This is a genomic window from Pseudomonas corni (assembly GCF_057128765.1).
This window is the reverse complement of record NZ_JBSKHW010000008.1, coordinates 185,862-211,519: the sequence shown is the minus strand read 5'-3', so window position 1 is coordinate 211,519 and position 25,658 is coordinate 185,862. Positions and strand designations below refer to the sequence as shown.

Below are 25,658 nucleotides of genomic sequence, written 5' to 3'. Positions count from 1 at the left end.
ATGGCCGGTCCACTGCAAGGCATGAAAGTCATCGAGCTGTCGCACATCATGTCCGGCCCCATCTGCGGGATGATGCTGGCCGACATGGGCGCCGACGTGATCAAGGTCGAGAAAATGGACGGCGGCGACGATTGCCGTCGTTTCGCGCCGATCCTTGAACACGGCGAATCGGCGTCGTTCATGATCCTCAACCGCAACAAGCGCGACATCGCTCTTAATCTCAAGACCGAAGGCGGCAAGGCCGTGCTGCGGCGCATGTTGGCCGACGCCGACGTCGTCACCGAGAACTACCGCAAAGGCACGATGGAGAAACTGGGACTGGGATACGACAGCCTCAAACAGCTCAATCCCGGCCTGATTTACTGCTCGGTGTCCGGATATGGCCGCACAGGGCCTTACGCCAACAAGGGCGGTTTCGATCTCATTGCCCAGGGCCTGTCGGGCATGATGAGCGCCACCGGTGAGCCGGGACAGGACCCGATCAAGGCCGGTTCGCCGATTGCCGATATCAACGCCGGGATTCTCGCGGCGCTGGGTATTGCCGCCGCTTACGCCCATAAACAGAAGACCGGGCAGGGCCAGGTGGTCGACACCTCGTTGCTCGAAGCAGGGTTTCAGCAGATGTACTGGCCCGCCGCCAATTACTTTTCCGAAGGCGTGATCCTGCCGAAGATGGGCTCGGCCAACTCCACCAGCACGCCGTATCAGGCGTTCCGCACACAGGATGGCTGGATCAACATTGGCGCGGCCAATCAAGGCAACTACGAGCGCCTGGTGCAAGTGCTCGACGCACCTCACATCAGTGACGATCCGCGTTTTGCCAGCAATGTGTTGCGCATGAACAACCGGGAAGCGTTGGTCGCCTTGATCACCGAATGCCTGTCTCACGACACCACTGACAACTGGGTCAAGCGGCTGGATGTTGCGGGTCTGCCAGTAGGCGCGGTGCTGGATATCTCCCAGGCGGTGGAGCATCCGCAGATCCTCGAGCGCGAAATGATCGTCGAAACCCATCACCCGGTCACTGGAACGGCGCGGAGCATTGCGCTGCCGATTCGTTTCTCCGAAACCCCGAAACAGGTCAGCCGGCCGTCGCCGCTGCTGGGCGAGCACACCGAGGAAATTCTCCAGGAATACGGCTTTGACGCCGAACAGATTGCCGACCTGCGACGGGAGGGCGCGATCCTGGCGTTGTAAGCCCGATCCAAACACGAGCGCGTTAGTGAACAACTACAAAAAAGACACTGAGGATCGCAACCATGAAACGGCTAAAACTCAAGGCCACCACCACCGTATTGGTGATGCTGTGCCTGATGTACTTCATTACCTATGTCGACAGGGTCAACATCAGCACTGCAGCGAGCCAGTTCAGCTCCGAACTGGGGCTGAGCAACACGCAGCTGGGCTTTATCTTTTCCGCGTTCGCGTATCCCTACGTGATCTTTCAGTTCATCGGCGGCTGGGTGAGTGATCGCTACGGCGCCAAACGCACGCTGATCGCCTGCGCGTTTATCTGGGCGATCGCCACGGCGTTGACCGGCATGGCCGGCGGTTTCGTGTCGCTGGTGCTGGCGCGTTTGCTCCTGGGGCTGGGGGAGGGCGCGACTTTTCCTGCGGCCACCAGCGCCATGGCTTCGTGGATTCCCAAGGACAAACGCGGCATGGCCCAGGGCATCACCCATTCGGCGGCGCGCCTGGGTAACGCCGTTGCGCCGGTGCTGGTGATGGGGTTGATGACGGCTTACGACTGGCGCTTTGCGTTTTACCTGCTGGGCGCCTTGAGTTTCGGCTGGCTGGTGCTGTGGGTTGTGACCTACACCGAGAAGCCGGCCGATCACCCGCGCATCACCGAAGAGGAGCTGCGCAGCTTGCCCGCGCCGAAGATTCATCCCAAGGACGTGCCCGGCACCTGGGCGCGGCTTTATAAAAGGATGCTGCCGGTCTCCAGTGTTTACTTTTGCTACAACTGGATTCTCTGGTTGATGCTCAGCTGGATGCCGCTGTACTTCATGCACAACTTCAACCTGAACATCAAAAGCGCGGTGATCTTCACCTCCGGCGTGTTCTTCGCAGGGGTCGTGGGAGATTTGGTCGGCGGCATGATCAGCGACCGTTTGCTGCGCCGTACCGGGAATCTGCGTGTTGCCCGCAGCTATATGGTGGCGACGTGCATGGCGCTGACCGGCCTGTCGCTGATTCCGGTGCTGATCCTGCATGAGCCGATGTATGCGCTGCTGTGCCTGGGCGCGGCGATGTTCTTCAATGAAATGACCATCGGCCCGATGTGGGCGATCCCTATGGACATCGCTTACGACCGCTCAGGCACCGCCAGCGGAATCATGAGCGGCACTGGTTTTACCGCAGCCATCGTCAGCCCGGTGCTAGCCGGTTACCTGATTGACCAGACCGGTAACTGGAACATCACCTTTCTGGTGTCCATCGGCATCATGGCCTGTGGGGTGTTGCTGACCTTCACCATGAAACCGGAAAAACCCTTTGTGGCCGACCTGAAGCCGGTGCCGCAAAACTTTGCAACACATGAGGGCAAAGACGCTATCGCGAAGTAGAAATCCTTTGCTTAGCGGTGGCATAAGGGAGGGTGCCCTGTAGGAGCGAACTTGTTCGCGAAACGCCCGCCCTGACAACGCGTATGAGGACCCCTCGCCAACAAGTTGGCTCCTACAGAAGAAGTTTGCAGCGTGTGTCGGGGGCAACATGGCCCATTGATACTAATTTTCAACAAAACTAGACAACCCCCGGTTTCTTCAATGAAACCGGGGGTTTCGTTTTTACAGGCTGTAGGAAAACGCCTACAAAAACCCGCTGATTTCCGCCGTTGTCGAGAGACTGTCATCAGACTGAAATGTTTCCAGTTTTAAATCTGCCTCGGGTCATGAAGAGTGACCACACACACCAAATTCCCTTGTTGAGGTACTGCCGTGATTCTGCTGACTAAAAAACGCCTGTCACTCCTTCTGGCTTCAATGTGCTTGAGCGGGATGGCACACGCTGTTGACGTCACTGGTGCAGGTTCGAGCTTCGTATTCCCGGTGATCTCCAAGTGGTCGCAGGACTACAGCAAGAGCGCTGACAACCGCGTCAACTACCAGTCGATCGGTTCGGGCGGTGGTATCGCTCAAATCAAGGCCGCCACCGTTGACTTCGGCGCTTCCGACGCACCGATGTCTGCCGAAGACCTCAAAGCAGCAGGCCTGGGTCAGTTCCCAAGCGTAATCGGCGGTATCGTTCCGATCTACAACGTTGAAGGCATCGAATCCGGCAAGCTCAAACTCGACGGCCAGTCCTTGGCTGATATCTTCCAAGGCACCATCAAAACCTGGAACGACCCTAAACTGGTTGCTCTGAACCCTGACCTGAAACTGCCAGCGACCGCGATCACAGTGGTTCACCGTTCGGACGGTTCGGGTACTTCGTTCAACTTCACCAGCTACCTGGCAAAAGTCAGCGACGCCTGGAAATCCGGTCCAGGTACTGGCTCAGCCGTTCAATGGCCAGTGGGCGTGGGCGGCAAGGGTAACGAAGGTGTGGCTGCCTACGTAAAACAGATCAAGGGTTCGATCGGTTACGTTGAATATTCCTACGCTACTCAGAACAAAATCTCCTACTCGCAGTTGAAAAACGCCGCAGGCAAGTTCATCGAGCCTAACGCCAAAGCCTTCGCTGCTGCCGCTGACACCGCCGATTGGGCAAGCGCCAAAGACTTCAACCTGATCATGACCAACGCTCCGGGCGACGCTGCATGGCCGATCACCGCGACCACCTGGATCATCATGTACAAGCAACCTAAGAACGCCGAGAAAAGCGCCGCTGCTTTCGACTTCTTCAAATGGTCGCTGGAAAAAGGTCAGTCCCAGGCTGAAGCCCTTGAATACGTAGCACTGCCAAAATCGCTGGTCAGCAAGATCGAAGACTATTGGAAAACCGAGTTCACCAAGTAACTCAACGCTTCTGAGTCTTACCCCTGTCATCGCCACCCGGTGACAGGGTTTCTTTGCGAGTGGACCTACCATGACTGAAAACACCCAATACATGTCCGCTGTCATTCCGGATGTCGAATCCGAGAGCGAAAAACGCGCGGCCCGCGATCACCGTCATGACGCCTGGTTTCGGCGCACGATGCTCGGCGCGGCTCTGTTGGTGCTGGTTCTGCTGGCAAGTATTGCTGGCTCGACGCTGTGGGGCGGTGCCCTGGCGTTCAAGACCTTTGGTTTCGAATTTCTCACCAGTACCGAATGGGACGTGGTCAACGGCAAGTTTGGCGCGTTGGTCCCAATCTACGGCACGTTGGTGACCTCCTTTCTCGCACTGCTGATCGCCGTTCCGGTGAGTTTCGGCATCGCGATTTTTCTGACTGAAGTTGCGCCGCCCTGGTTGCGCATGCCGATCGCCTCGGCCGTCGAGCTGCTGGCAGGCATTCCTTCTATCATCTACGGCATGTGGGGCCTGTTCGTCTTCGGCCCGTTCATGGCGGAAAACATGGCGCCCTGGATCAACGACAATCTGGGCGCCTTGCCTTTGATCGGTCCGATCTTCCAGGGTCCGCCGCTGGGCATCGGTATGCTCACCGCCGGTATCGTGCTGGCTATCATGATCACCCCGTTCATTACCTCGGTGATGCAGGAAGTGTTTCGCAGCGTCCCGGTTGCACTTAAAGAATCGGCCTACGCCCTGGGCGGCACGACATGGGAAGTGGTCTGGGACATCGTCCTGCCTTACACCCGCTCGGCGGTGGTCGGCGGGATTTTCCTGGGTCTGGGCCGCGCCCTTGGCGAAACCATGGCGGTGACCTTCGTTCTGGGTAACGCCCATCAATTTTCGGCCTCGTTAATGATGCCGAGCAGCTCGATCGCTTCGGTGATCGCCAACGAGTTCAGCGAGGCCTACACCGACCTGCACCGTTCGGCACTGATCGCTCTGGGCTTCCTGTTGTTTGTTGTGACGTTCATCGTGCTGGCGCTGGCCCGTCTGATGCTGTCTCGTCTGTCGCGCAAGGAGGGAGTATGAGCAAGGTCGAAAACGAGAACCTGTACCGCGTTCGCAGCATAAAAAACATCATCGCTATGGTGTTGAGCTGCGGCGCTACGGCGTTCGGGCTGCTGTGGCTGGTGTGGATTCTGCTGACCACCGTGGTCAACGGCTTCCAGGCGCTCAACACCCGTTTGTTCACTGAAATGACGCCGCCGCCCGGTTCCGAAGGCGGTTTGGCCAACGCCTTCTACGGCAGCTTCCTGATGTCCGGGATCGGCTTGTTGATCGGTACACCGATTGGCTTGATGGCCGGTATCTGGCTGGCCGAGTTCGCTCGTCACACCAAGCTCGGCAATGCCGTGCGCTTCATCAACGACATCCTGTTGTCGGCGCCGTCGATTGTGTTGGGCTTGTTCGTTTACACCGCTGTGATTTTGCCGTTGAGCGCTGTCACCAACCATCAGGTCGGCTTTTCGGCACTGGCTGGCGCCTTGGCCCTGGCGCTGCTGGTCATCCCGGTCGTCGTGCGTACCACCGATGAAATGCTTCAGCTGCAACCGTCGACCATGCGTGAAGCCGCGCTGGCCCTGGGCGTGCCGCAGTGGAAACTGACCCTGCAAATCGTCCTGCGTGCCGCCAAGGCTGGCGTCGTCACCGGCGTGTTGCTGGCGCTGGCGCGCATCACCGGCGAAACCGCGCCGCTGTTGTTCACCGCCTTCGGTAACCAGTTCTGGAGCAGCGACATCCTCAAGCCGATCGCCAGTGTCCCGGTGGTGATCTTCCAGTACGCCATGAGCCCCTTCGATGACTGGCACTCCCTGGCCTGGGCCGGCGCGCTGATCCTGACAATGTTCGTTCTGGTCCTGAGCCTGAGCTCCCGTTTAATTCTTTTGCGTAATAGGTCGTCCTGATGAATAACCTTTCCCTTGCCGATGAAAAAACCAAGATCCAGGTGCGCGGCCTCGAGTTTTTCTACGGCGACAACAGGTCGCTCAAGTCCATCGACATGAACATCCCCGAGAAGCGCATCACGGCGATCATCGGCCCGTCCGGTTGCGGCAAGTCCACGCTGCTGCGGGTGTTCAACCGCATCTACTCGATGTACCCGAAACAGGAAGCGCGCGGCGAAGTGCTGCTCAACGGCGAGAACATCCTGGCCCCGAGCTATTCAATGAACCGCCTGCGCAGCAACGTCGGCATGGTGTTCCAGAAGCCGGTTCCGTTCCCGATGTCGATTTTCGAGAACATCGCCTACGCCGTGGGTCACCACGAGAAGCTGTCGCGCCGCGAGATGGAAGAGCGTGTTGAACAGGCGCTGCGTGGCGCGGCGTTGTGGGATGAGGTGAAAGACAAACTCAAGCAGAGCGCCCAGAGCCTGTCCGGCGGTCAGCAACAGCGTCTGTGCATCGCCCGGACCATCGCGCTGCGCCCGCAAGTGTTGCTGCTGGACGAACCGACTTCAGCGCTTGACCCAATCTCCACCGGGCGAATCGAGCAGTTGATCACCGAGCTCAAAGAACAGTTCACCGTGATCATCGTGACCCACAACATGCAGCAGGCCGCGCGTTGCTCGGACTACACCGCGTTCATGTTCATGGGTGAGCTGATCGAACACGGCGACACCGACACCATCTTCACCAAGCCGTCCAAGACTCAGACCGAGGACTACATTACCGGTCGTTTCGGTTAAGGCTTTTTCGGCAAAGGGGGGAGCACGCTGTGGTCCCCCATGAACAACTCCAGCTTCCTGCGCAACCAGCGTTCCGCCGGGTCAGTGTCCATGACGCTGAGCCAGACCATCGATAATTCCAGATTAGGCGTGATGAATGGCAGCGGCTCTCCGTAGAGCAGGCCGCTTTTGATCATGGCTGCCGTCAGGTGGTCGGGCAGATTACATAGCAAGTCTGTATTAGCCATCAAGGCGGGCAGGGTGCTGTACTGAGGCACCGACAGCACGGCTTGGCGTTTGCGGCCGATAGCGTCTAGCCACTCATCGGCGAAACTGCTGATGTTCGCCACATGCGACACCACCACATGCGGGCGCGAGCAATAGTCGTCCAGCGTCAACGGCTTGGTCGGTTTGTCGGCCCGCGCCACCATCGGCTGTACGCTTCTGAGCAGCTTGCGCTTGGCGTTGGCTGGCAATTCCCGGGTCAGGCAGACGCCTACAGTCACTTCGCCGGACATCAGCAGTTCCGAGATATTCCAGTAGTTGACCTGTTTGATCACGATCACTATGCCCGGCGCTTCCTGACGAATCGAACGCAGCAGGGCAGGCAGCAGGCTGTATTCGACGTCATCGGACAGGCCCAGGCGAAAGGTCATGTCGCTGCTGGCGGGGTCGAATTCCCGGGTCAGGCTCAACGCCACTGACATGGCATCCAGCGCGGGCGACAGGTGATGAATGATCTCTTGAGCCCGGGCGGTGGGCTCCATGCGGTGTCCGACCCGAATGAACAACGGATCGTTGAACAGCGCTCGCAAGCGGTTGAGGGCGGCACTGATGGTGGGCTGGCCGAGGAACAGCTTTTCCGCGGCGCGAGTCACGTTACGTTCTTGCATCAAGGTCTCGAACACCACCATCAGGTTGATGTCGGCCTTGCGCAGTTCATTTCGATTCATCGGTCGATGTCCCTAATTCCCATCATTTGGTCACCCGCTGTTACGAAATGATGGGCGACAGTTTATGGAGTGGGGTTGCGCTGCGTCTAGCGCGGTGGGCCAGATAACCGATATTTCATCTCGATGAAACTGATTTCTGTAGGAGCTGACGAGCTGCCGAAGGCTGCGAGCCGGTACATCTGACCCACCGCAATCGCAGCCTTCGGCGGCTCGTCAGCTCCTACAGTGACGGGCACTGAACTTACATCCGCAGCCACCAGTCAGCATTTAAACGCTCACATGAGGCTCGACATTTATGCTGATTTCTTTGAAAGGCCAGGTTGCCTTGGTCACGGGCGGCAGTTCAGGGCTGGGCGCTGCGTCCGCCAAGGGGCTGGCCGATGCAGGCGCGGCCGTGGTGATCAACTACAACTCCCAGCAAGAGCCTGCTGAAAAGCTTGCGCAACAGATTCGCGATGCTGGCGGCCAGGCCATCGCCGTTGGCGCTGATGTCTCCAAAGAGGAAGACGTTGAAAAACTGTTCGCCAAGACCCTGGAAGCGTTCGGCCGCCTGGACATCCTGCTTGCCAATTCAGGCCTGCAGAAGGATGCCGCCATCGCTGACCTGACGCTGGCGGACTGGAACAAAGTCATCGAAGTCAATCTGACCGGGCAGTTTCTTTGTGTGCGCGCCGCGTTGCGCCAGTTTGCCAAACAAGAGATCCGCCCTGAAATATCCCGTGCTCTGGGCAAAGTCATCCACATGAGCTCGGTGCATCAATTGATTCCCTGGGCCGGGCACGTCAACTACGCGGCGTCCAAGGGCGGCATCGACCTGTTGATGCGCAGCATCGCCCAGGAAGTCGGCGAGCAGCGCATCCGCGTCAACAGCATTGCGCCAGGCGCCATCCGCACGGCCATCAACACCAAGGCCACCGAGGGCGATGCTGAGAAAAAGCTGCTGGAATTGATTCCTTACGGGCGCGTGGGGGAGGCCGAAGACGTTTCCAACGCCGTGGTCTGGCTGGCTTCCGATGCTTCGGATTACGTGCATGGCACCACCCTGTTTATCGACGGCGGCATGAGCCTGTATCCGGAGTTCCGAAACAATGGTTGAACACGCCCAACAACCCCAGACCAAGCCCCGCGACGAGTTGCAAAACCCGATCGAGAATCACGGCATCATCGGCGACATGCGCAGCGCAGCCTTAGTGGCCGACACCGGCAGCATTGATTTTTGCTGCTGGCCGGATTTCGACAGCCCGTCGATCTTCACGGCGCTGCTCGACACCCCCGACGCCGGGATTTTCCAGCTTTCTCCCGACTTGCCAGATGCGCGCCGCCAGCAGTTATACCTGCCGGAAACCAACGTGCTGATGACGCGCTGGATCGCTGAGGATGCGGTCGTTGAAGTTACTGATCTGATGCCGATTGCGGCCGAACCCGAAGACTTGCCGCGTCTATCTCGAAGGGTTCATGTCCGACACGGGCGCTGCACAGTGCGCATGGTCTGCCGGGTTCGCCACGACTACAGTCGCGCCGACACCACGGCACGCATGGACGGAGCGGATGTGTTGTTCGAAGCCGAAGGGCAGCCGTCGATGCGTCTTTCATCGACCACCGAGCTAGGTCTGGATGACTACGCGGCCGTGGCCGAGTTTGAAGTGGAGCAGGGCCAGATCGTTGAATTCATTCTGGGCGGCGCAGACGATGAACAGGTCAGTGCCGGCAAGTGCGATCGCTACCTGCAAGACACCCTGAAGTTCTGGCGCAGCTGGAGTCGACAGTCCGAATACCGTGGGCGTTGGCGCGAGATGGTCAACCGCTCGGCGTTGGCGCTCAAGCTGCTCACCTCCCGCAGGCACGGCGGCATCGTGGCGGCGGCAACCTTTGGTCTGCCCGAAGAAGCCGGTGGCGAGCGCAACTGGGACTACCGCTATACCTGGATCCGTGACGCCTCGTTCACGGTTTACGCCTTCATGCGCCTGGGTTACACCGACGAGGCAAACAGTTTCATGCGCTGGGTCCGAGAACGCATGGGCGATTGCTGCGAAGACGCCAACAAGCTCGGCATTTTGTACGCCCTGGATGGGCAGGAAAAATTGCCGGAAGAAGAGCTGGATCACTTGTCCGGCCACGGCGGCGCCACGCCGGTGCGTATTGGCAACGAGGCCTATAAACAGACGCAACTGGATATCTACGGCGAACTGCTGGACGCGGTGTATCTGGCGAACAAATACGGCGAAGCGATCTCCCACGAAGGCTGGAAGCACGTTACCCGACTCACCAACGAACTGTGCGACACCTGGCGCAGCAAGGACGTCGGGATCTGGGAAATGCGCGGCGACGATAAGCACTTTCTGCACTCGCGGCTGATGTGCTGGGTGGCGTTTGACCGAGCCATCCGTTTGTCATTGAAACGCTCGTTACCCGCACCGTTCGACCGCTGGGACAAAGAGCGCCAGGCCATTCACGACGACATCTGGAACAACTTCTGGGACGCCGAGCGCGGGCATTTCGTGCAGCACACCGGCAGCAAAAACCTCGACGCCTCCATGTTGCTGATGCCGTTGGTGCGATTCGTCGGCGCCAGCGATCCGCGTTGGTTGTCGACGCTTGAAGCCATTGAACGCACGTTGGTGCGCGACGGCATGGTCTATCGCTATCGCAACGACGATACCCACGACGATGGACTGATGGGCGAAGAGGGCGCTTTTGTCGCGTGTTCGTTCTGGTACGTCGAATGCCTGGCGCGGGCCGGTAAGGTCGAACAAGCGCATCTGGAATTCGAGCAGCTGCTGCGCTACGCCAATCCGCTGGGCCTGTACGCCGAAGAGTTCGACGCCCATGGGCATCATTTGGGCAACACGCCACAGGCGTTGAGTCATTTGGCGTTGATCAGTGCTGCAAGTTTTCTGGACCGCAAGCTTGATGGCACCAAGACCCAGTGGCAGCCGTGAATTCAATGACGTCTTCGCGGACAGGTCCGCTCCCACAGGATCTGCGCAACCGGTAGGAGCTGCCGAGCCGCCGAAGGCTGCGAAACGGTGTGTCAGACGAACCGCAATCGCAGCCTTCGGCAGCTCGGCAGCTCCTACAAAGGATTGCGTCGGACTCACTGTCTTATTCATTCATCCACTTCGGTGCTTCTTACCATGACCCATCCTTTCAAAGTCGGCGACCACGTTACCTGGAACTCCGAAGTCGGCCACATCAAAGGCAAAGTGACCAAGGTCCACACCAGCGATGTGGAATTCATGGGCCGCCATCGAAAAGCGTCCAAAGACGAGCCGCAATACGAAGTCAAAAGCGACAAGACCGGGCATCTGGCAATGCATAAAGAAGATGCGCTGAAAAAGGTCTAGTCGCCTCGTCGGCAAGCCGTTTCAGGGCTGCTTTGCGGCCCATCGTCGGCAAGCCGGACTCCTACGCCCTCCGGGCAGAGGCGCAACGTCGCCCGCCGCGTATTGCTTTTGATTCTGGGCGCAGCCCGTAGGAGCCTTGCTTGCAGGCGATCTGCCGGGCACCGGCAGCAAAACCTGTGCATGCGGTATGACGGATGTGCCGAGGTGCCTGGTTTCAGGGCTGCTTCGCGGCCCATCGTCGGCAAGCCGGACTCCTACGCCCTCTGGGCAGAAGCGCAACGTCGCCCTCCGCACATTGCTTTTGATTCTGGGCGCAGCCCGTAGGAGCCTTGCTTGCAGGCGATCTGCCGGGCACCGGCAGTAAAACCTGTGCATGCGGTATGACAGATGTACCGAGGTGCCTGGTTTCAGGGCTGCTTCGCGGCCCCATCGTCGGCAAGCTGGACTCCTACGCCCTCTGGGCAGAAGCGCAACGTCGCCCCCCGCGTATTGCTTTTGATTCTGGGCGCAGCCCGTAGGAGCCTTGCTTGCAGGCGATCCGCCGGGAACCGGCAGCAAAACCTGTGTATGCGGTATGACGGATGTACCTAGGCCCGGTTTCAGGGCTGCTCGGTCAGACTGATCCCGACCACGTCGCTGCCCTCCGGGCACCATCATCATCCGCCCCATGTAGGAAAACTCCTGATCTCCTCATAGGACAAATCCGGATTTTTCCGCTTGGCGTCGATACCTCCTAAATGCTGATAGCGTCGAGGCTCTGGTCGTGAATCGAACTTTGTTGCTCGGATCAACGGAGTGAGACCACTGGAGCATTGCACGACCGTCACCAGGAACTGAAATCAAGGAAGACAAATGAATCGACCGTCGTTTGCTACCGCATGGAGTGCATCCCAGCGAATTTATGAACCTTTGAACACAAGCGCAAAAGTCGCAGAGATGATTGGCGGATATGTTGAATTCAATATAAACAACCCTGATCCGGAACAACAATGGACCAATACTTGCGCCGTGCGCATGAGTTATATCTTGAATGAGGCTGGGTTGGTTATCCCGACGATTCCCCGAGAAACAGTCTCAGGAGCGGATAAGCGTCAATATTTCTATCGCGTCAAAAATCTCATCAAATTCCTGGAGCGTCGCTGGGGACGCCCGGAGATTGTGAAATATCCAACTCTGCAGACGCCTTGGCAGGCAGGAAGGGCCTCATTCTTTTTGAGATATCTGGATGGTCGGATGCGCAGGGGCACGCGACTTTGTTCGACGGACGACTTTGTTACGATCATTGCTACTTCAATCAGCCAGAGGCTGCATATCGTACCGATAAGGCTAACTTTTGGAGTTTAAAGTGATAAAAAAAGTACTAGGTGTATATAGCGCCATGCTTATTGGCATTTGTTCGTCAGTCACTCATGCCGAGGACCAAAACCGAAATTCTCCACAAGCCGGGGCTCGTACTTATGCTCAGAACTACAAGGATATAGCTCTCGCAACATGTATCACCACAGCCTACAAATATGACGCGGATGTGGGCAAAGACGCCGGGAGCAGTGTGAGCGCGTTGAGGGACTGGGGATCTTACGATTTGGAACAGGGCCCACTTGCCATCCGCAGGTTGGTGAATGATTACCTTGCCAGGGATTATCACAATCCGATGGTAGAGTCAGAAATCAAAGGTGTGCGTTTTGATTTATTGAAGTGTCTTGACCTTTATCACAGCACCGATCTAGAAGTGCAGGTGAAGCAAATGGTCTTCGATCCTGAGCGCACTTACAGACAAGACGCATCATCGCCGCTGAATTCGAAATAAGCGGACGGCTTCTGAGCGATCCGCCAACAGGCAATGATCGGTTCCACGCGCAGCATTAGGATCATTTGCCGGACCCGCTTCTGCCGAAGGCGTAGGAGCCTTGCTTGCAGGCGATCTGCCGGGCACCGGCAGTAAAACCTGCGCATGCGGTATGACGGATGTACCGAGGTGCCTGGTTTCAGGGCTGCTTCGCGGCCTCATTGTCGGCAAGCCGGACTCCTACGCCCTCCGGGCAGAAGCGCAACGTCGCCCCCCGCGTATTGCTTTTGATTCTGGGCGCAGCCCGTAGGAGCCTTGCTTGCAGGCGATCTGCCGGGCACCGGCAGCAAAACCTGTGCATGCGGTATGACGGATGTGCCGAGGTGCCTGGTTTCAGGGCTCCTTCGCGGCCCATCGTCGGCAAGCCGGACTCCTACGCCCTCCGGGCAGAAGCGGCAATTCGACGCGCAAGCTCACACAACTTCGTAACCGCCCCACTTCTAAACCCTGATACTGACCGATGATTGGGCCCGAGGGGTTTTACCGTGCGCTTCAAGCGCTTTCACTACCGCTATAGCAGCATTTAAATCAATGAGCGTAGCTTTCGAATAGTCGTCACCCTGCGCGATGTGCTTTTTCAAGAACTCCAGACTTTGGTTAAAGAACGCATACGCATCGACTGCTTTGTCGCTGTAGATCTCTTTGCCCTGGTTGTCGAACTCGACATCGATGCTGGCGATGGTAGTTACTAAATCTTCGTCAATTATTCCGAGGTCGCTCAGCATCGTCGCAACCGAAAAAAGCTCTTTTGAAGTGGTGTTACGAGGGTCGAAGCCTCTTAAGTTGATGTTCAATCCCTGCAGCTTTTTTACGTTGGAAATGTCTGGGTCCGCCCAGTACTGGCGTACTTTTTCCTTAACTTCGGACCCGGGAGTATTGGCCTGGGATTTGATGCTGAACCGCTTGTCAGGCACTGCGAAATACGATTCCAGTCGCCCCTGAACTTTACTTAGATTTCCGATCATAAAACCTCCTGAGATCCTGGTGGGTCTTCAGAAGTGTCGGGCGTGCTTTGGAGATATTGAGCGGTTAGTCGTGAAGACGGAATCATTGCCTTATTCAGAGACCGTTCCTACATCGTCCGCAGTAGCCATCCTACAAGCCAACTAAAAAATGCGCCCCGAAGGACGCATTTTCGACCACCAACAGTTTGAGCCTGAGCGCGCTACAGATTCCCCTTCGCCTTCACCGCATACCCCACCGGTAACGCGTCTAGCTGGAACCGGTTGGCGATCACCCCGCAATAGCTGGTACGTGCCAGATACGCCCCCGGCCCTTGCAGATAAGGGGTAATGTCCTGCACCTCTTCACACAACTCAAAGGTGCGGTTTTTCAGGCGTCCGCTCGCTTGTGCCGAGCGCAGGGCGCCGTTGGGCGTCCAGTCGGAGATGATCAGCGCGCCTTCCGGGGCGGATTCTTCGTAGCTGCGCACGAACGCTTCGGCGGAGCGGTCGGGCAGGTAGGGCACCATGAAGTAGTGAATATCATCGCGAAACGGCAGTTTTTCGGTGTGGGTCGGCAGCTGAATGATGTTGCTGGCGTAGACCGAATACACCACCAGGATCGCTACCGGGGAGCAGAGTGCGGACGCTGGCATCAGCTTCTCTGCGCGCACTTTGTGCAGCAACTTCTGCAATTGAAGCACTCCCAGCAGGCTCAGCAGCACCACCCCCGGCAGAAAAAAAGTAAACCGGTCAGTGACGTTGTAAGACACCGCGAACACAAAGTTGAGCATCGCCGCCGCCCACAGCAGGCGCAGCGCCGGGCTCTTGGGGAACAGCACCAGACCGAGTATTTGCGGGCCGATCAGCGACAGCATGAGCAGCACTACCGAGTTTTTCTCGTGCCACATATCATCGAAGCGAAACAGCGAACCCTGCCAAGTCAGCTCTGATGCCCGGTCAGGAATGCCGATCAGGTAGCGGTGGCCAATCTCGATCAGGCTGCGGCCGGCTTCCAGGTCCTGGATGATCGCCGGAAAGGTCACGGCAAACCCCAACGCCGCGCCGGGAATGGTCATCAGCGTACGCCAACGCTGCTGCCACAGCAGTTGCAGGTACAGCGGCAGCAACACAATGAAGGTCAGTTGATGGATCGCCGCGGCCAGGCCGGTAAACACACCAATGAGAAACAACCGCTGCAATTGCCCAAGCTTCAAACGCGCATCGAAATGCACCATGTACGCCAGCATCACCAGCAGCGTGTGCAGCAGATACACCTCGGCTTTGGTCGAGATCCAGAACACCGCATGGGACAGAATCGCCACGGCCACCGCCAGCAGCGCCTGGCGCGAATTGGCGCCGACACCGATCCCCAGCCGGTAAACCACCCACGCCAGCGGAATCAGCAGGAACGAGTTGAGCAGGCTCAGCAGCAGCGGGCCGAACAGGTTGTACACCGCCGTGATGAAAAACTGATACAGCGGATGATCCAGCGGCCCCAGCGATTCGCTGAAGTACTGGCCCTGTGAGGCATCGGCGAGGAACACGCCATTGTCCATCCATTGAATCGGCCCGCTGGACGCCAGAAAGCTCCAGACGATAGCGCCGATGACCAACAACAGCGGGATGAGCGTCGATGACCGACCTCGTTTGCCTGCAACCATGACTTCTACTCCTGTCCCTTTCTTGCTTGAGAGTGCGTGTTGAGTGTTATTGGGCCGGCTGACTGTGCAGCGGCGTCTGGCCCTTGATCTTGAGCAACATCACCGCGCCGATGGCCACCGCGAACCACAAGGTCGCCAGGCGGATCAGCACCGTGGCAGCAATGGCGTCTGCGCTGGACATGCCTTTCCAGACCAGCAGACCGACCATTACCGCTTCGGCGCCACCCAGCCCGCCAGGCATGAAACTCACCGCGCCTGCCAGCATCGCCAGGGCGTAGACGAACACGGCGAAAGTCAGCGGAATGTCGGCGCCCATCCATTTCAGAATCCAGTCGAACGCCAGCGCTTCGGCGCTCCACGCGATCACGCTGAGCAGCGTCAGGCCCAGCAGCAGCCCCAGGCGATTACAGCGTTGCGCCTGCAACAGCACCTGCATCAGGTGTTGCAGCAGTTTGATGACCTTGCCGCCCTGGGTCGGCAGCATCAGGGTCAGGCGTTCGAGCAACCGGCGTTGCGACAGCACCAGCAAACCGACCAGCACCAGGCTGACGCCCACCACGATCATCGGCAGCGCTTCGGGGTACAGCGACAGGCCGAACAACGTGAGCAGCACCACAGCGAACAGGTCCGACAGGCGCTCACTGATGAACGCCGCAAAGCTCTTCGGATACGGCACGCCCCATCGCTTGAGCAGCACGCCGCGCAGCGCTTCCCCAGCCTTGCCGGGCGTGGTGGTCAGGGCAAAACCGGCCAGATAGATATTCAGGCTTGGGCGCCACGGCATCGGGTGGCCCAGCACTTTCAAATACGCTTGCCAGCGCACGAATCGCAGCCCGTAGTTGACCGACGACATAAAGAGCGCGATGAGGATGCCAATCAGGCCGACTTCGCCTACCGCCAGGCCGACAGCGTGCCAACCGCCCCAGAGCGAGAAGCCCAGGTAGCCCAGCGCCGAGCAGACCACCGACAGCACCACCGCCCGGAAGCGCCAGCCGGACAGCTGCACTGGCTCGGTCACAAGTTGAGCCTCTTGAACACCGGTTGCGGAATCGAGCGGATGATCCACATGATCAGCGCCCAGAAGCCTGGGGCATACAGCGTCGGCACTCTGTTGGCGATGCCGGTGACAATGCGCTGCGCCACCTGCGCCGGTTGTGCGAGCAACGCTGCAGGCAGCGCCAGGCCCTTGGTCATCGGCGTATCGACAAAGCCCGGCTTGATGGTGGTGACGTGCACGCCGACCTTGAACAGCCGGGCCTGCAAACCTTCGCAGTAGGTCGAGACCGCCGCCTTGGCGCTGCCATACAAGTAGTTGGAAGGGCGACCGCGATCCGCTGCCACCGACGAAATAATCGCCAGACTGCCACAGCGCTGAATCTCGAACTGCACTGCCAGCACCGTCAGCAGTGCAATCACCGACGTGCAGTTGTTGGCGAATTCCCGCAGCGCCAGGTCAACGTCCACTTCGCAGGCTTTCTGGTCGGGCAGGGTGCCGTGGGCGATCAGGGCGATGTCGATCTGGCCCAGCGCGGTCAGGCAACGGCTCACCATCAAGGGGTGCGCCTGAATGTCGTTGGCGTCCATTTCATGCAGCGTGACATTGCGCGCGCCACGCCCTTTGAGGTCGGCAGCGGTCTGTTGCAGTTTGTCGACGTTGCGCGCCACGAGGAAAAAATCACTGCCCTGAGTGGCCCACAAACGAGCGCAGGCGCTGGCGATGGCCGAGGTGGCGCCGATGATCAGAACGCGTTTCATGGCGGTGGGGGTAGCGGTGTTCAGAGCTGGTTTCATAAGATCACGCGTCTCCAGAAACGGGACATCAGGGAGGGATCGCGCAGCGCTTCCAATTGCTCCCAGGCGGGGTAGGCCTGACGAAAGTCGGCGCCGCTCATGTGGGCATCCTTGGCCGGATACAAGCGGCCTCCCGCTGCCCGAACGATGTCGTCAAGGCGCGGGAATACAACGTTTTCAAGGGTTTCGCTCTGGGGGAAATCCAGCGCCAGTGAGGTGCCCGGCAGCGGGAACGACAACAGCCCCGGTGAGCGGATGTCGCCACAGCGCTTGAGTACCGCAAGAAAGGACCCCTGACCCGACTCGGCGATCGCTGCCAGCAACTCGCCCATGGCGACTTCGGCATTGGCGTCGGGGATGACGCACTGGTATTGCTGAAACCCGCGCCGGCCGTAAATCCTGTTCCAGTGCAGCACACGGTCCAGTGGGTAGAAAAACGGCTCGTACCGGCTGCGTTTCTGTGTGCGCTGGCTGGGGTGCAGGCGCCAGTAGGCGTTGTTGAAAGCGCTCAACGACAGCTTGTTGATCAACGAAACCGGCGGCGTCACCGGCATGCTCAGCTTCGAGCGCTGACCGACTTCCAGTGAGCCGTATTGCGCGTGATCGCCGACGATGAACACGCCGCGCCCGGTGTCGGCGCCCTTGGCCAGACAATCGACCCAAGCCACGCTGTATTCATGCTGAGCATCTAACTCAGCGGACAGCGCAAAGAACTCCGCCAGATTGCCGAAGCGCTGCACCGTGAAATCAATCTGGCTGGCGCGGATGGGTATCAGCTGGATGTCCGCCCACTCAATCACCCCGGTCAGGCCGAGGCCGCCAATGGTGGCAGCGAACAGCTCGGTATTGAGGCTGGGTGAGCAGGTGATCGCAGCCTGACCCTGTCGCAGCAGGCCGAAACTGCGCACATGCCGGCCAAAGGTGCCGCGCACGTGATGGTTCTTGCCGTGTACATCGTTGGCGATGGCGCCGCCGATGGTCGCAAATTGGGTGCCGGGAGTGACGGGCAAAAACCAGCCCTTGGGGATTGCCACCGCCAGCAAGGCGGCCAGGGTGATGCCCGCTTCGACACGCAGGGTGCCCGCCAGCCAGTCGGCACCGATCACCCGGTCCAGCGCGGTCATGTGCAGCACTTCATTGCTGCTGGCAAGACAACTGTCGCCGTAACTACGCCCATTGCCGAACGGCAGACTGCTCTGGTGGCGGTCGATGACCCGGTCCAGATGCGCGGGCAAATCGTCGAGCCATTCACAACGGTGACCACGCTGCGGCGTACGCGGGAAGCGCCCCCAGGAATACAACGGCGTGCTCATGCCGCGATCCAGAACATCATCATGAACGCCGCGCCGATGAGCTGGCTGGTGCGGTCACGGATGGCAAACACCACCGGATCGTCGTTCATCATGCCGCGATGGGTCAGCATCCAGACGCGCGTCACCCAGAACAACAGCAATGGGCACGCCAGCCAGATGATGTGCGGAGTGCCATACAGCGCCGTGGTCGCAGCGTCCTGGATGTACAGCGCCAGGACCATCACCGCCAGGTAGCCGGATGACGCGCCGAGGGATGCGATCATGTCTAGATCGCCCGGGTAATAGCCGCGCCCTCGGGCCATGGTGTTCACCTCTCGCGCCCTCGCGTCGCGCAGTTCGGCGTAGCGTTTGACCATCGCCAGGCTTAGAAACATGAACATCGAGAACGCCAGAATCCAGAACGTCAGCGTCAGGTTGAACGCGGCGACGCCGGCGATAATGCGCGCGGTGTAGAGCATTGCCAGCACGATCACGTCCACCGCCATCATGCGTTTGAGGTGCAGCGAATACGCCAGCGTCAGGCCGTAATAAGCGGCCATGACGGCTGAGAATTGCCAGGGCAACAGCATCAGCGCGCCGCCGAACGACAGTACGAGCAGGGTCGGTACCAGCAACAGTCCGGCCTTGATTGACAACTTGCCGCTGGCAAACGGACGGTTGCACTTGCTTTTGTGATGGCGGTCGTCGCCCAGATCCAGCAGGTCGTTGAGGATATAAACGCTGGAGGCGCACAGGCCGAAAAACAGAAACGCCAACACCCCATCACGCACCAGTTCGAACTGGCTGATGCGATGGGACGCCAGCAACGGCACGAACACCAGCGCGTTTTTCAGCCACTGATGCATGCGCAACGCTTTGCGCCAGTCGCGCAAGGAGGAGGTGTTGGAATGAATAACCGGCTCGATCTGGCGCACTGCTTTAATGCGCTGTTCCACACCGGAATCGGGATTCACTAAATACGCCTGGCGGGACACGTTCCAGATTGGCAAGTCATCTTTGGAGTTGCCCAGATAATCGAAACCGCCTTCACCGTAGTGCGCGACTAACAAGTCTCGCTTGTTATTGCCGGACAAGTTGCGCTGCGCATTGGAGGCCAGTACCAGATCAAACAACTCCAGATGATCGGCGATCTTCTCGGCCAGGCTGACATGACTGGCAGTAGCCAATACGATCATCCGCCCATCGGCCTTTGCGGCCTTGATCATCTCGATGACCTGAGGATCGTAAGGCAGCACCGACACGTCAATCTGCGTCTCCAGCGCCAGGCCTTCCTTCAGCGCCGCCTTGCCCTTGAGCAACCAGCCAAGCAGCTTGTAGGCCTTGAGCGGCTGGCTTCTGACGAAGGCCATGGCGGTTTCCATCAGCAAGTCTGAACGCAGCAAAGTGCCATCCAGATCAACTACCAGCGGCGGATAAGTTTCGAGAACTCGTCCCTGAATTCTGGCCATAGTGAGTGCTCCTTTGGGGTCGACCCGACTATAGCCACAATTGTTTTTTTTCCGACTTCATTTAAATTAAACAGCGCCGGGGAAGACGACGGCGACCTGACGTCAGAATTTTTTACTATGTTGAAGAGGCACTTTAGCCAGGGGCCGTTTCAATAATGAAACAGTGGGCTGGCAACTTTTTGGCGAACGGTTGATGCCTGTTATTTGGCGATAGGCATCAAGCCGATATCGTGTGCTTACGCAGATTGTGTTGAGCCAGCAGGCGCATGACATAGCCAATTTTGATCAGCGTCGGGCCAACAATGGTCATAGCGTGCAGGCTGACCAATTCCACCAGGTTTACATGCAGGTCCAGCACGTAGGCGCCGATGATGCCTGTCAGCAGCATGACCAACCCGGTCCACAGCACGCGAGTGGAAAGGGACAGCACATTGATTGGGTTGTTGAGGAAGTCAAACATGGCCGTATCTCCTGAATCGATGATGACGTGGCAAGTGCCCGCCGGTATCTAGTCTTTATCAGGAACCGTGCCAGTTATATCGGGCTTATAAATCAAGTGGTTAGCAGTGCTGTGTCTTATCGACCTGTTCGGTGTGCTGTCGATTTAACGAGGGTCGCTGTCATAATGACCGCGATTTAAATTCCGTTGCCTGCATTAGCCGCTTCTGAGGTTGTTATGACGAATCCCTTGCTGTTGGCGTTGGTGCCGCTGGTGGCCGACCTTTCCCGCGAGCTGCCGGATGAAGAGCGCTATCGACGTCTTCTGCGCTCGTTGCGCCAATTGCTGCCGTGCGACGCCGTTGCACTGCTCAAGCTCGACGGCGATGTGCTGGTGCCGCTGTCAGTGGAAGGGTTGAGTCCTGACACCCTCGGGCGGCGCTTCAAAGTGGAGGAACATCCTCGGCTCAAGATCATTCTGGAGCACCGGGGTCCGACGCGTTTCTCCACTGACTGCGATCTCCCGGACCCTTACGATGGTTTGGTCGATGGTCATCACGGGCATCTGGAAGTCCATGATTGCCTGGGCTGTCCGCTCTATGTGCAGGACAAACCGTGGGGCGTGATTACCCTCGACTCTCTGGACCCCTCCAACTTCGGCGCGCTGGATCTGGACAACCTTCAGGCGTTTTCCAGTCTGGCAGCAGCGACGGTGACCGCCAGTGAGCGGATCAATCAGCTGTCGCGCAATTTTGAAGACCAGCGCCAGTTGGCCGAAGTCTATAAACGCGCCGCTGGCGGTCGCGGACCTCGGGAGCTGATCGGCCAAAGCGCGGTTCACAAACGTTTGCAGCAAGAAATCCAGTTGGTCGGCAATAGTCCGTTGACGGTGTTGATCACCGGCGAGACCGGCGTGGGCAAGGAGTTGGTGGCCGAATCCATCCACCTCAGCTCGTCACGGGCGCACAAGCCGCTGATCAGCCTCAACTGCGCGGCGTTGCCGGAACTGCTGGTGGAGAGCGAGCTGTTTGGTCACGTCAAGGGCGCGTTTTCCGGCGCGGTCAATGGCCGCAGCGGCAAGTTCGAACTGGCCGATGGCGGCACGATCTTCCTCGATGAAGTCGGTGAATTGCCGCTGCCGGTGCAGGCCAAACTGCTGCGGGTTTTGCAGAGCGGGCAGTTGCAGCGTGTCGGGTCCGATCAGGAACACCGCGTAGATGTGCGGATCATCGCCGCGACCAATCGCGATCTTGCGCAAGAAGTGAAGGAGGGGCGTTTTCGTTCTGACTTGTACCATCGTCTGAGTGTGTACCCGCTGGTGGTGCCGCCGCTGCGCGACCGTGGCCGTGATGTGTTGCTGCTGGCCGGTTTTTTTCTCGAAGAAAACCGCGCGCGTATGGGGCTGCGCAGCTTGCGCATGAGCCCCGAGGCGCAAAAATTGCTGGTGGGTTATACGTGGCCAGGCAATGTCCGCGAGCTTGAACATTTGATCAGCCGCGGCGTGCTGAAGGCCTTGTCCGGGCACGTAGAGCGTCCGCGAATCCTGACCATTGAAGCTGAAGCGCTGGGTCTTGACGAGGGCGCCGCTGTACCGGCACCGACCCATGCGATCAACGGCGCCGTGCCCATCGTCAAACCTGGCGAAGGGCTGAAGGAGGCGGTGGACGCCTATCAAGCCATCCTCATCAGCGAAGCCCTGCAGCGACATCACGGCAAATGGGCCGACGTGGCGCGGGAGCTAAACGTCGACCGCGCGAACCTGAGCCGACTGGCCAAGCGGTTGGGGATTCGGTGAAGCAATAAGCACGACAGCGAGTTCTCTGTAGGAGCGAACTTGTTCGCGAGGCGATGTTACTGCCGAAACCATAAACCGCCTCGCCAACAAGTTGGCTCCTACAGAAATACGGCTCATGCGTTGATCGTCAGCGCGAGGCGTGCCCGTGAAGCTCTTGCTTCTGCCCGCAGGCCGTGTCGATCAATGCACAAATCCGTGGGAGCGGACCTGTCCGCGAAGGCAATGTGTCAGGCGCTACAGATGGACTGGATGTACCGGCCTATTCGCGGACAGGTCCGCTCCCACATGTCTCATACCCCATGATCAACTACAGGACGCTCTGGATTCTGGCCGCAGGCCGTAGGAGTCCGGCTTGCCGACGATCTGCCGGGGTCGCGCTCGACCGCGCAGCGGCAGTAATCCGGTGCCTCCGGCGTGTCAGGTGTAAACGATGTCCCGGTTTCAGGGCCGCTGCGCGCCCCATCGCTGGCGTCGTAACCTCCGTGAGCTCCTACGCCTTCGGCAGAAGCCAGTCACCGTTAATATCTGTGAGCCCGCGTCCCGGGCCTCAATGCGCAATATCTTCCAACGCCAGATTCCGCGTTCTGGGCCCGAACGTGGCGATGGTGATCATGACGATCAACATGCTGACTACGATGAATGTCAGCACTCCAGGCGTGCCGAAGTGATCGAGGAAGAAACCGATCAGCAGGCTGCTGAACACCGTCGACAACCGGCTGAACGAATAGCAGAAGCCCACCGCGCGGGCGCGGATGTTGGTGGGGAAAAGCTCGCTCTGGTACGAGTGATAGCTAAAGCTCAACCAGGCGTTGCAGAAGGTGATCATCACGCCACAGAAGATCAGCCCGAAAGCGGTCGTCTGTTGCGCGAACAAGGTGCCGAAAATCATCGCACCCAGCGCCGAGCCAACGATCTGCCATTTGTTCTCGAACCGGTTGGCGAATTTGACGAACAGCAACGGCCCCAACGGATAGGCGAGGGTGATGACGAAGGCGTACGCCAGACTGTGGGTCACGCTTACGCCCTGACCGGACAGCAGCGCCGGCAGCCAGTTGCCGAAGCCGAAAAAGCCGATGGCCTGGAACACGTGAAACACGATCAACATCAACGCGCGGCGGCGATACGGCGGCTGCCAGATGTCGGCGAAACGGCCTTTGCCTTCCACCGTCACGGTGTGAGTCTCGGGCTCGTCGAGGGCTTTGCCGGGCTCTTTGCGTTGCAGGTCGGTGACGCAGCGCGCTTCTAGGTCATCCATGATCCGTTCGGCTTCATCGAAGCGTCCATGCTGCGCCAACCAGCGCGGCGACTCCGGCAAGCGTGAACGCAGCCACCAGATAAACAGCGCGAACACCGCGCTCGCCAGCACCACCCAACGCCAGCCGGAAATCCCGAACGGCGCTTGCGGCACCAGCCACCAGGACATCAACGCCACAGACGGCACCGAGAGAAACTGCACGAAGAATGCAAAGGCAAACGCTGAACTGCGCATGCGCTTGGGCACCAGTTCCGACAGGTACGCGTCGATGGTCACCAGCTCGATCCCCAAGCCGATGCCCACCAGAAAGCGCATGCAGATGATGCCCAGCGCCGAAGTCTGGATGCCCATCAACACAGTGGCAACGGTGTACCAGATCAGCGCAAAAGTGAAGATCGCCCGACGGCCGAAACGGTCTGCAATAGGGCTCAGGCAACTGGCCCCCAGAAATAGCCCCAGGAAGGTGGCAGACGCAAACGCCGCCTGATCGGAGAAGCCGAACACACCCTGATTCCCCGTCGCAAACAGCCCGTCACGAATCAGACCGGGGCTGATATAGGCGGTCTGAAACAGATCGTACAGCTCGAAAAAGCCGCCGATGGACAGCAGGGCGACCAGTTTCCAAAGCGTAGCAACAGCGGGCAGGCGATCAATGCGCGCCGAAATATGCGCGGCCCGCACCGGGTCGATACCGTCGGAGCCATTAGCCGTCTTCGCGGCCGTTTGTGCAGAAGCAGACATGTCGAAGTTCCAGTTCCGTGGGACCGACCATGGTAACGGAATCGAGACAAAACATTTCTGCGCGTTTAAGCTCCGTGGCTTGTCGCCATCAGCCACCGGATTCCTGTGAAGTACAAACTCCCCACCACCGCCACAGCGCCGTTTTGCCCTTCTGCTGTGACTGACACGGTCGCGATTCCGGCCAATGCCTCATTCGCCCGCAAAATGATGCTGTTCGTCGGGCCGGGATTGTTGATTTCCATCGGCTACATGGACCCCGGCAACTGGGCCACAGCCATTGAAGCGGGTTCGCGTTTCGGCTATTCGCTGCTGTTTGTCGTAGTGCTGGCCAGCCTGTCGGGCATGGTCCTGCAAAACCTCTGTTCGCGCCTGGGCATCGCCACTGGCCGGGATCTTGCGCAGCTGTCGGCGCAGCGCTACAGCCCTAATGTCGCCAAAGGCCAATGGATACTGGCGGAACTGTCGATTCTGGCCACCGATCTGGCCGAAGTGCTGGGCGCGGCGCTGGCGTTCCATCTGCTGCTGGGCGTATCGATTACCACTGGCGTGGCGCTGACAGCGTTCGACACGGTTATCGTGCTGGCGCTGCAGGGCGCCAATTTCCGACGTCTGGAAGCGATCATTCTCGGGCTGATCGTCACCATTGCGACGTGCTTTTTCATCGAGCTGGTGCTGATCAAACCGTTCTGGCCCGACGTGGTGGCCGGGCTCAAGCCTTCGTGGGACGTGCTCAGCAATCAGGAGCCGCTATACATCGCCATCGGCATTCTGGGCGCGACGGTCATGCCGCATAACCTGTATCTGCACTCATCGGTGGTGCAAACCCGGGTCAATGGCACGACACAAGCGGCCAAGGCCAGCGCGATCAAATACGCGCGGGTCGACACCATTGGTTCGCTGAGCCTGGCGCTGATCATCAACGCGGCAATCCTGATTCTCGCGGCAGCGGCTTTTCATGGCACCGGGCATACCGCAGTGGTTGAAATTCAGGACGCTTATCACCTGCTCGACCCGCTGGTGGGCGGCACATTGGCCAGCGTGTTGTTCGGCGTAGCCTTGCTGGCGGCCGGGCAAAGCTCGACGTTCACCGGGACCATTGCCGGGCAGGTGGTGCTGGAGGGGTTTCTCAACGCGAAGATTCCGTGCTGGCAGCGGCGGCTGATCACCCGAGGGCTGGCGCTGATCCCGGCGTTCATCGGGGTGATCTGGTTCGGTGACGGGGCGGTGGGCAAGATGCTGGTGCTGAGCCAGGTCGTGCTCAGCCTGCAACTGCCGTTTGCGCTGTGGCCGTTGATTAAGTTCACCAGCGACAAACAGCTGATGGGGCCGTTCGCCAACAGCATTACCACCAAAGTCCTCGCTTGGGGCCTGTTCGGCCTGATCTCGCTGGCCAACCTGACGCTGATGTATTTTTGGGTGAGTTGAACGCGCAGCGCCCTGTAGGAGCGAATTCATTCGCGAGACGCCGGTT

The 25,658-nt window shown here is 59.0% G+C and carries 21 protein-coding genes and 1 pseudogene; 13 read left to right on the top strand and 9 right to left on the bottom strand.

The genetic code is table 11. From position 1 onward, the window contains the following. From ACWKV9_RS14790 to pstB, 6 genes are all read left to right on the top strand, one after another. Positions 1 to 1,197, top strand: a complete 1,197-nt coding sequence (locus ACWKV9_RS14790; RefSeq protein ID WP_483836853.1) for a CaiB/BaiF CoA transferase family protein — start codon at positions 1 to 3, stop codon at positions 1,195 to 1,197. Between the two features lie 62 nt (positions 1,198 to 1,259). Next, entirely contained in the window at positions 1,260 to 2,567 is a 1,308-nt protein-coding gene (locus ACWKV9_RS14785; RefSeq protein WP_483836852.1) for an MFS transporter, read from the top strand. A gap of 372 nt (positions 2,568 to 2,939) precedes the next feature. Next, a complete protein-coding gene (pstS, locus tag ACWKV9_RS14780; RefSeq protein WP_483836851.1) occupies positions 2,940 to 3,959 on the top strand; it encodes a phosphate ABC transporter substrate-binding protein PstS in 1,020 nt (339 codons plus the stop codon). Between the two features lie 70 nt (positions 3,960 to 4,029). Next, positions 4,030 to 5,025: a phosphate ABC transporter permease subunit PstC gene (pstC, locus tag ACWKV9_RS14775; RefSeq protein WP_483836850.1), complete on the top strand. Its 996-nt coding sequence runs from the start codon at positions 4,030 to 4,032 to the stop codon at positions 5,023 to 5,025. Continuing rightward, positions 5,022 to 5,900, top strand: a complete 879-nt coding sequence (gene pstA, locus ACWKV9_RS14770; protein ID WP_483836849.1) for a phosphate ABC transporter permease PstA — start codon at positions 5,022 to 5,024, stop codon at positions 5,898 to 5,900. Before pstC ends, pstA begins: the two co-directional genes overlap by 4 nt. Continuing rightward, positions 5,900 to 6,679: a phosphate ABC transporter ATP-binding protein PstB gene (pstB, locus tag ACWKV9_RS14765; protein ID WP_483836848.1), complete on the top strand. Its 780-nt coding sequence runs from the start codon at positions 5,900 to 5,902 to the stop codon at positions 6,677 to 6,679. The genes pstA and pstB overlap by 1 nt, the downstream gene beginning before the upstream one ends. Here pstB and ACWKV9_RS14760 read toward each other — a convergent pair. Then, positions 6,676 to 7,611 (bottom strand): LysR family transcriptional regulator, encoded by a 936-nt coding sequence (locus ACWKV9_RS14760; protein ID WP_483836847.1) that lies wholly within the window; start codon positions 7,609 to 7,611, stop codon positions 6,676 to 6,678. The two genes, pstB and ACWKV9_RS14760, sit on opposite strands and share 4 nt — an antisense overlap. A gap of 295 nt (positions 7,612 to 7,906) precedes the next feature. On the opposite strand from ACWKV9_RS14760, the gene ACWKV9_RS14755 reads away from it, so the two are divergent. The 5 genes and pseudogenes from ACWKV9_RS14755 to ACWKV9_RS14735 all read left to right on the top strand — a co-directional run bounded on the left by ACWKV9_RS14755 (position 7,907) and on the right by ACWKV9_RS14735 (position 12,762). Beyond that, positions 7,907 to 8,707: an SDR family oxidoreductase gene (locus ACWKV9_RS14755; protein WP_483836846.1), complete on the top strand. Its 801-nt coding sequence runs from the start codon at positions 7,907 to 7,909 to the stop codon at positions 8,705 to 8,707. Further along, on the top strand, positions 8,700 to 10,550 hold the full coding sequence (locus tag ACWKV9_RS14750; protein ID WP_483836845.1) for a glycoside hydrolase family 15 protein: 1,851 nt from the start codon (positions 8,700 to 8,702) through the stop codon (positions 10,548 to 10,550). The genes ACWKV9_RS14755 and ACWKV9_RS14750 overlap by 8 nt, the downstream gene beginning before the upstream one ends. Before the next feature lie 195 nt (positions 10,551 to 10,745). Beyond that, positions 10,746 to 10,955: a hypervirulence associated TUDOR domain-containing protein gene (locus tag ACWKV9_RS14745; protein WP_483836844.1), complete on the top strand. Its 210-nt coding sequence runs from the start codon at positions 10,746 to 10,748 to the stop codon at positions 10,953 to 10,955. A gap of 852 nt (positions 10,956 to 11,807) precedes the next feature. Continuing rightward, positions 11,808 to 12,304: pseudogene (locus ACWKV9_RS14740) on the top strand (type VI secretion system amidase effector protein Tae4). Positions 12,305 to 12,333: 29 nt separating this feature from the next. Next, positions 12,334 to 12,762 (top strand): type VI secretion system amidase immunity protein Tai4, encoded by a 429-nt coding sequence (locus ACWKV9_RS14735; RefSeq protein ID WP_483836904.1) that lies wholly within the window; start codon positions 12,334 to 12,336, stop codon positions 12,760 to 12,762. A gap of 479 nt (positions 12,763 to 13,241) precedes the next feature. Here the strand turns inward: ACWKV9_RS14735 and ACWKV9_RS14730 are convergent, their stop codons facing one another. The 7 genes from ACWKV9_RS14730 to ACWKV9_RS14700 form a co-directional block, all read right to left on the bottom strand. Next, on the bottom strand, positions 13,242 to 13,766 hold the full coding sequence (locus ACWKV9_RS14730) for a hypothetical protein (protein ID WP_483836843.1): 525 nt from the start codon (positions 13,764 to 13,766) through the stop codon (positions 13,242 to 13,244). Between the two features lie 200 nt (positions 13,767 to 13,966). Further along, entirely contained in the window at positions 13,967 to 15,406 is a 1,440-nt protein-coding gene (locus ACWKV9_RS14725) for a DUF2723 domain-containing protein (RefSeq protein WP_483836842.1), read from the bottom strand. 46 nt (positions 15,407 to 15,452) lie between these two features. Continuing rightward, positions 15,453 to 16,424 (bottom strand): lysylphosphatidylglycerol synthase transmembrane domain-containing protein, encoded by a 972-nt coding sequence (locus ACWKV9_RS14720; protein ID WP_483836841.1) that lies wholly within the window; start codon positions 16,422 to 16,424, stop codon positions 15,453 to 15,455. Further along, positions 16,421 to 17,161, bottom strand: a complete 741-nt coding sequence (locus tag ACWKV9_RS14715) for an SDR family oxidoreductase (protein ID WP_483836903.1) — start codon at positions 17,159 to 17,161, stop codon at positions 16,421 to 16,423. Before ACWKV9_RS14715 ends, ACWKV9_RS14720 begins: the two co-directional genes overlap by 4 nt. 32 nt (positions 17,162 to 17,193) lie before the next feature. Continuing rightward, a complete protein-coding gene (locus ACWKV9_RS14710) occupies positions 17,194 to 18,510 on the bottom strand; it encodes an FAD-binding oxidoreductase (protein ID WP_483836840.1) in 1,317 nt (438 codons plus the stop codon). Next, entirely contained in the window at positions 18,507 to 19,958 is a 1,452-nt protein-coding gene (locus tag ACWKV9_RS14705; protein ID WP_483836839.1) for a UbiA family prenyltransferase, read from the bottom strand. The genes ACWKV9_RS14710 and ACWKV9_RS14705 overlap by 4 nt, the downstream gene beginning before the upstream one ends. 217 nt (positions 19,959 to 20,175) lie before the next feature. Then, on the bottom strand, positions 20,176 to 20,418 hold the full coding sequence (locus tag ACWKV9_RS14700) for a transmembrane sensor/regulator PpyR (protein ID WP_483836838.1): 243 nt from the start codon (positions 20,416 to 20,418) through the stop codon (positions 20,176 to 20,178). Between the two features lie 216 nt (positions 20,419 to 20,634). On the opposite strand from ACWKV9_RS14700, the gene norR reads away from it, so the two are divergent. After that, on the top strand, positions 20,635 to 22,191 hold the full coding sequence (norR, locus tag ACWKV9_RS14695) for a nitric oxide reductase transcriptional regulator NorR (RefSeq protein ID WP_483836837.1): 1,557 nt from the start codon (positions 20,635 to 20,637) through the stop codon (positions 22,189 to 22,191). Positions 22,192 to 22,738: 547 nt separating this feature from the next. Here the strand turns inward: norR and ACWKV9_RS14690 are convergent. After that, positions 22,739 to 24,187, bottom strand: a complete 1,449-nt coding sequence (locus ACWKV9_RS14690; protein WP_483836836.1) for an MFS transporter — start codon at positions 24,185 to 24,187, stop codon at positions 22,739 to 22,741. Between the two features lie 105 nt (positions 24,188 to 24,292). Here ACWKV9_RS14690 and ACWKV9_RS14685 point away from each other — a divergent pair, with 105 nt between their 5' ends. Next, on the top strand, positions 24,293 to 25,612 hold the full coding sequence (locus ACWKV9_RS14685) for an Nramp family divalent metal transporter (RefSeq protein WP_483836835.1): 1,320 nt from the start codon (positions 24,293 to 24,295) through the stop codon (positions 25,610 to 25,612). Positions 25,613 to 25,658 lie beyond the last annotated feature (46 nt).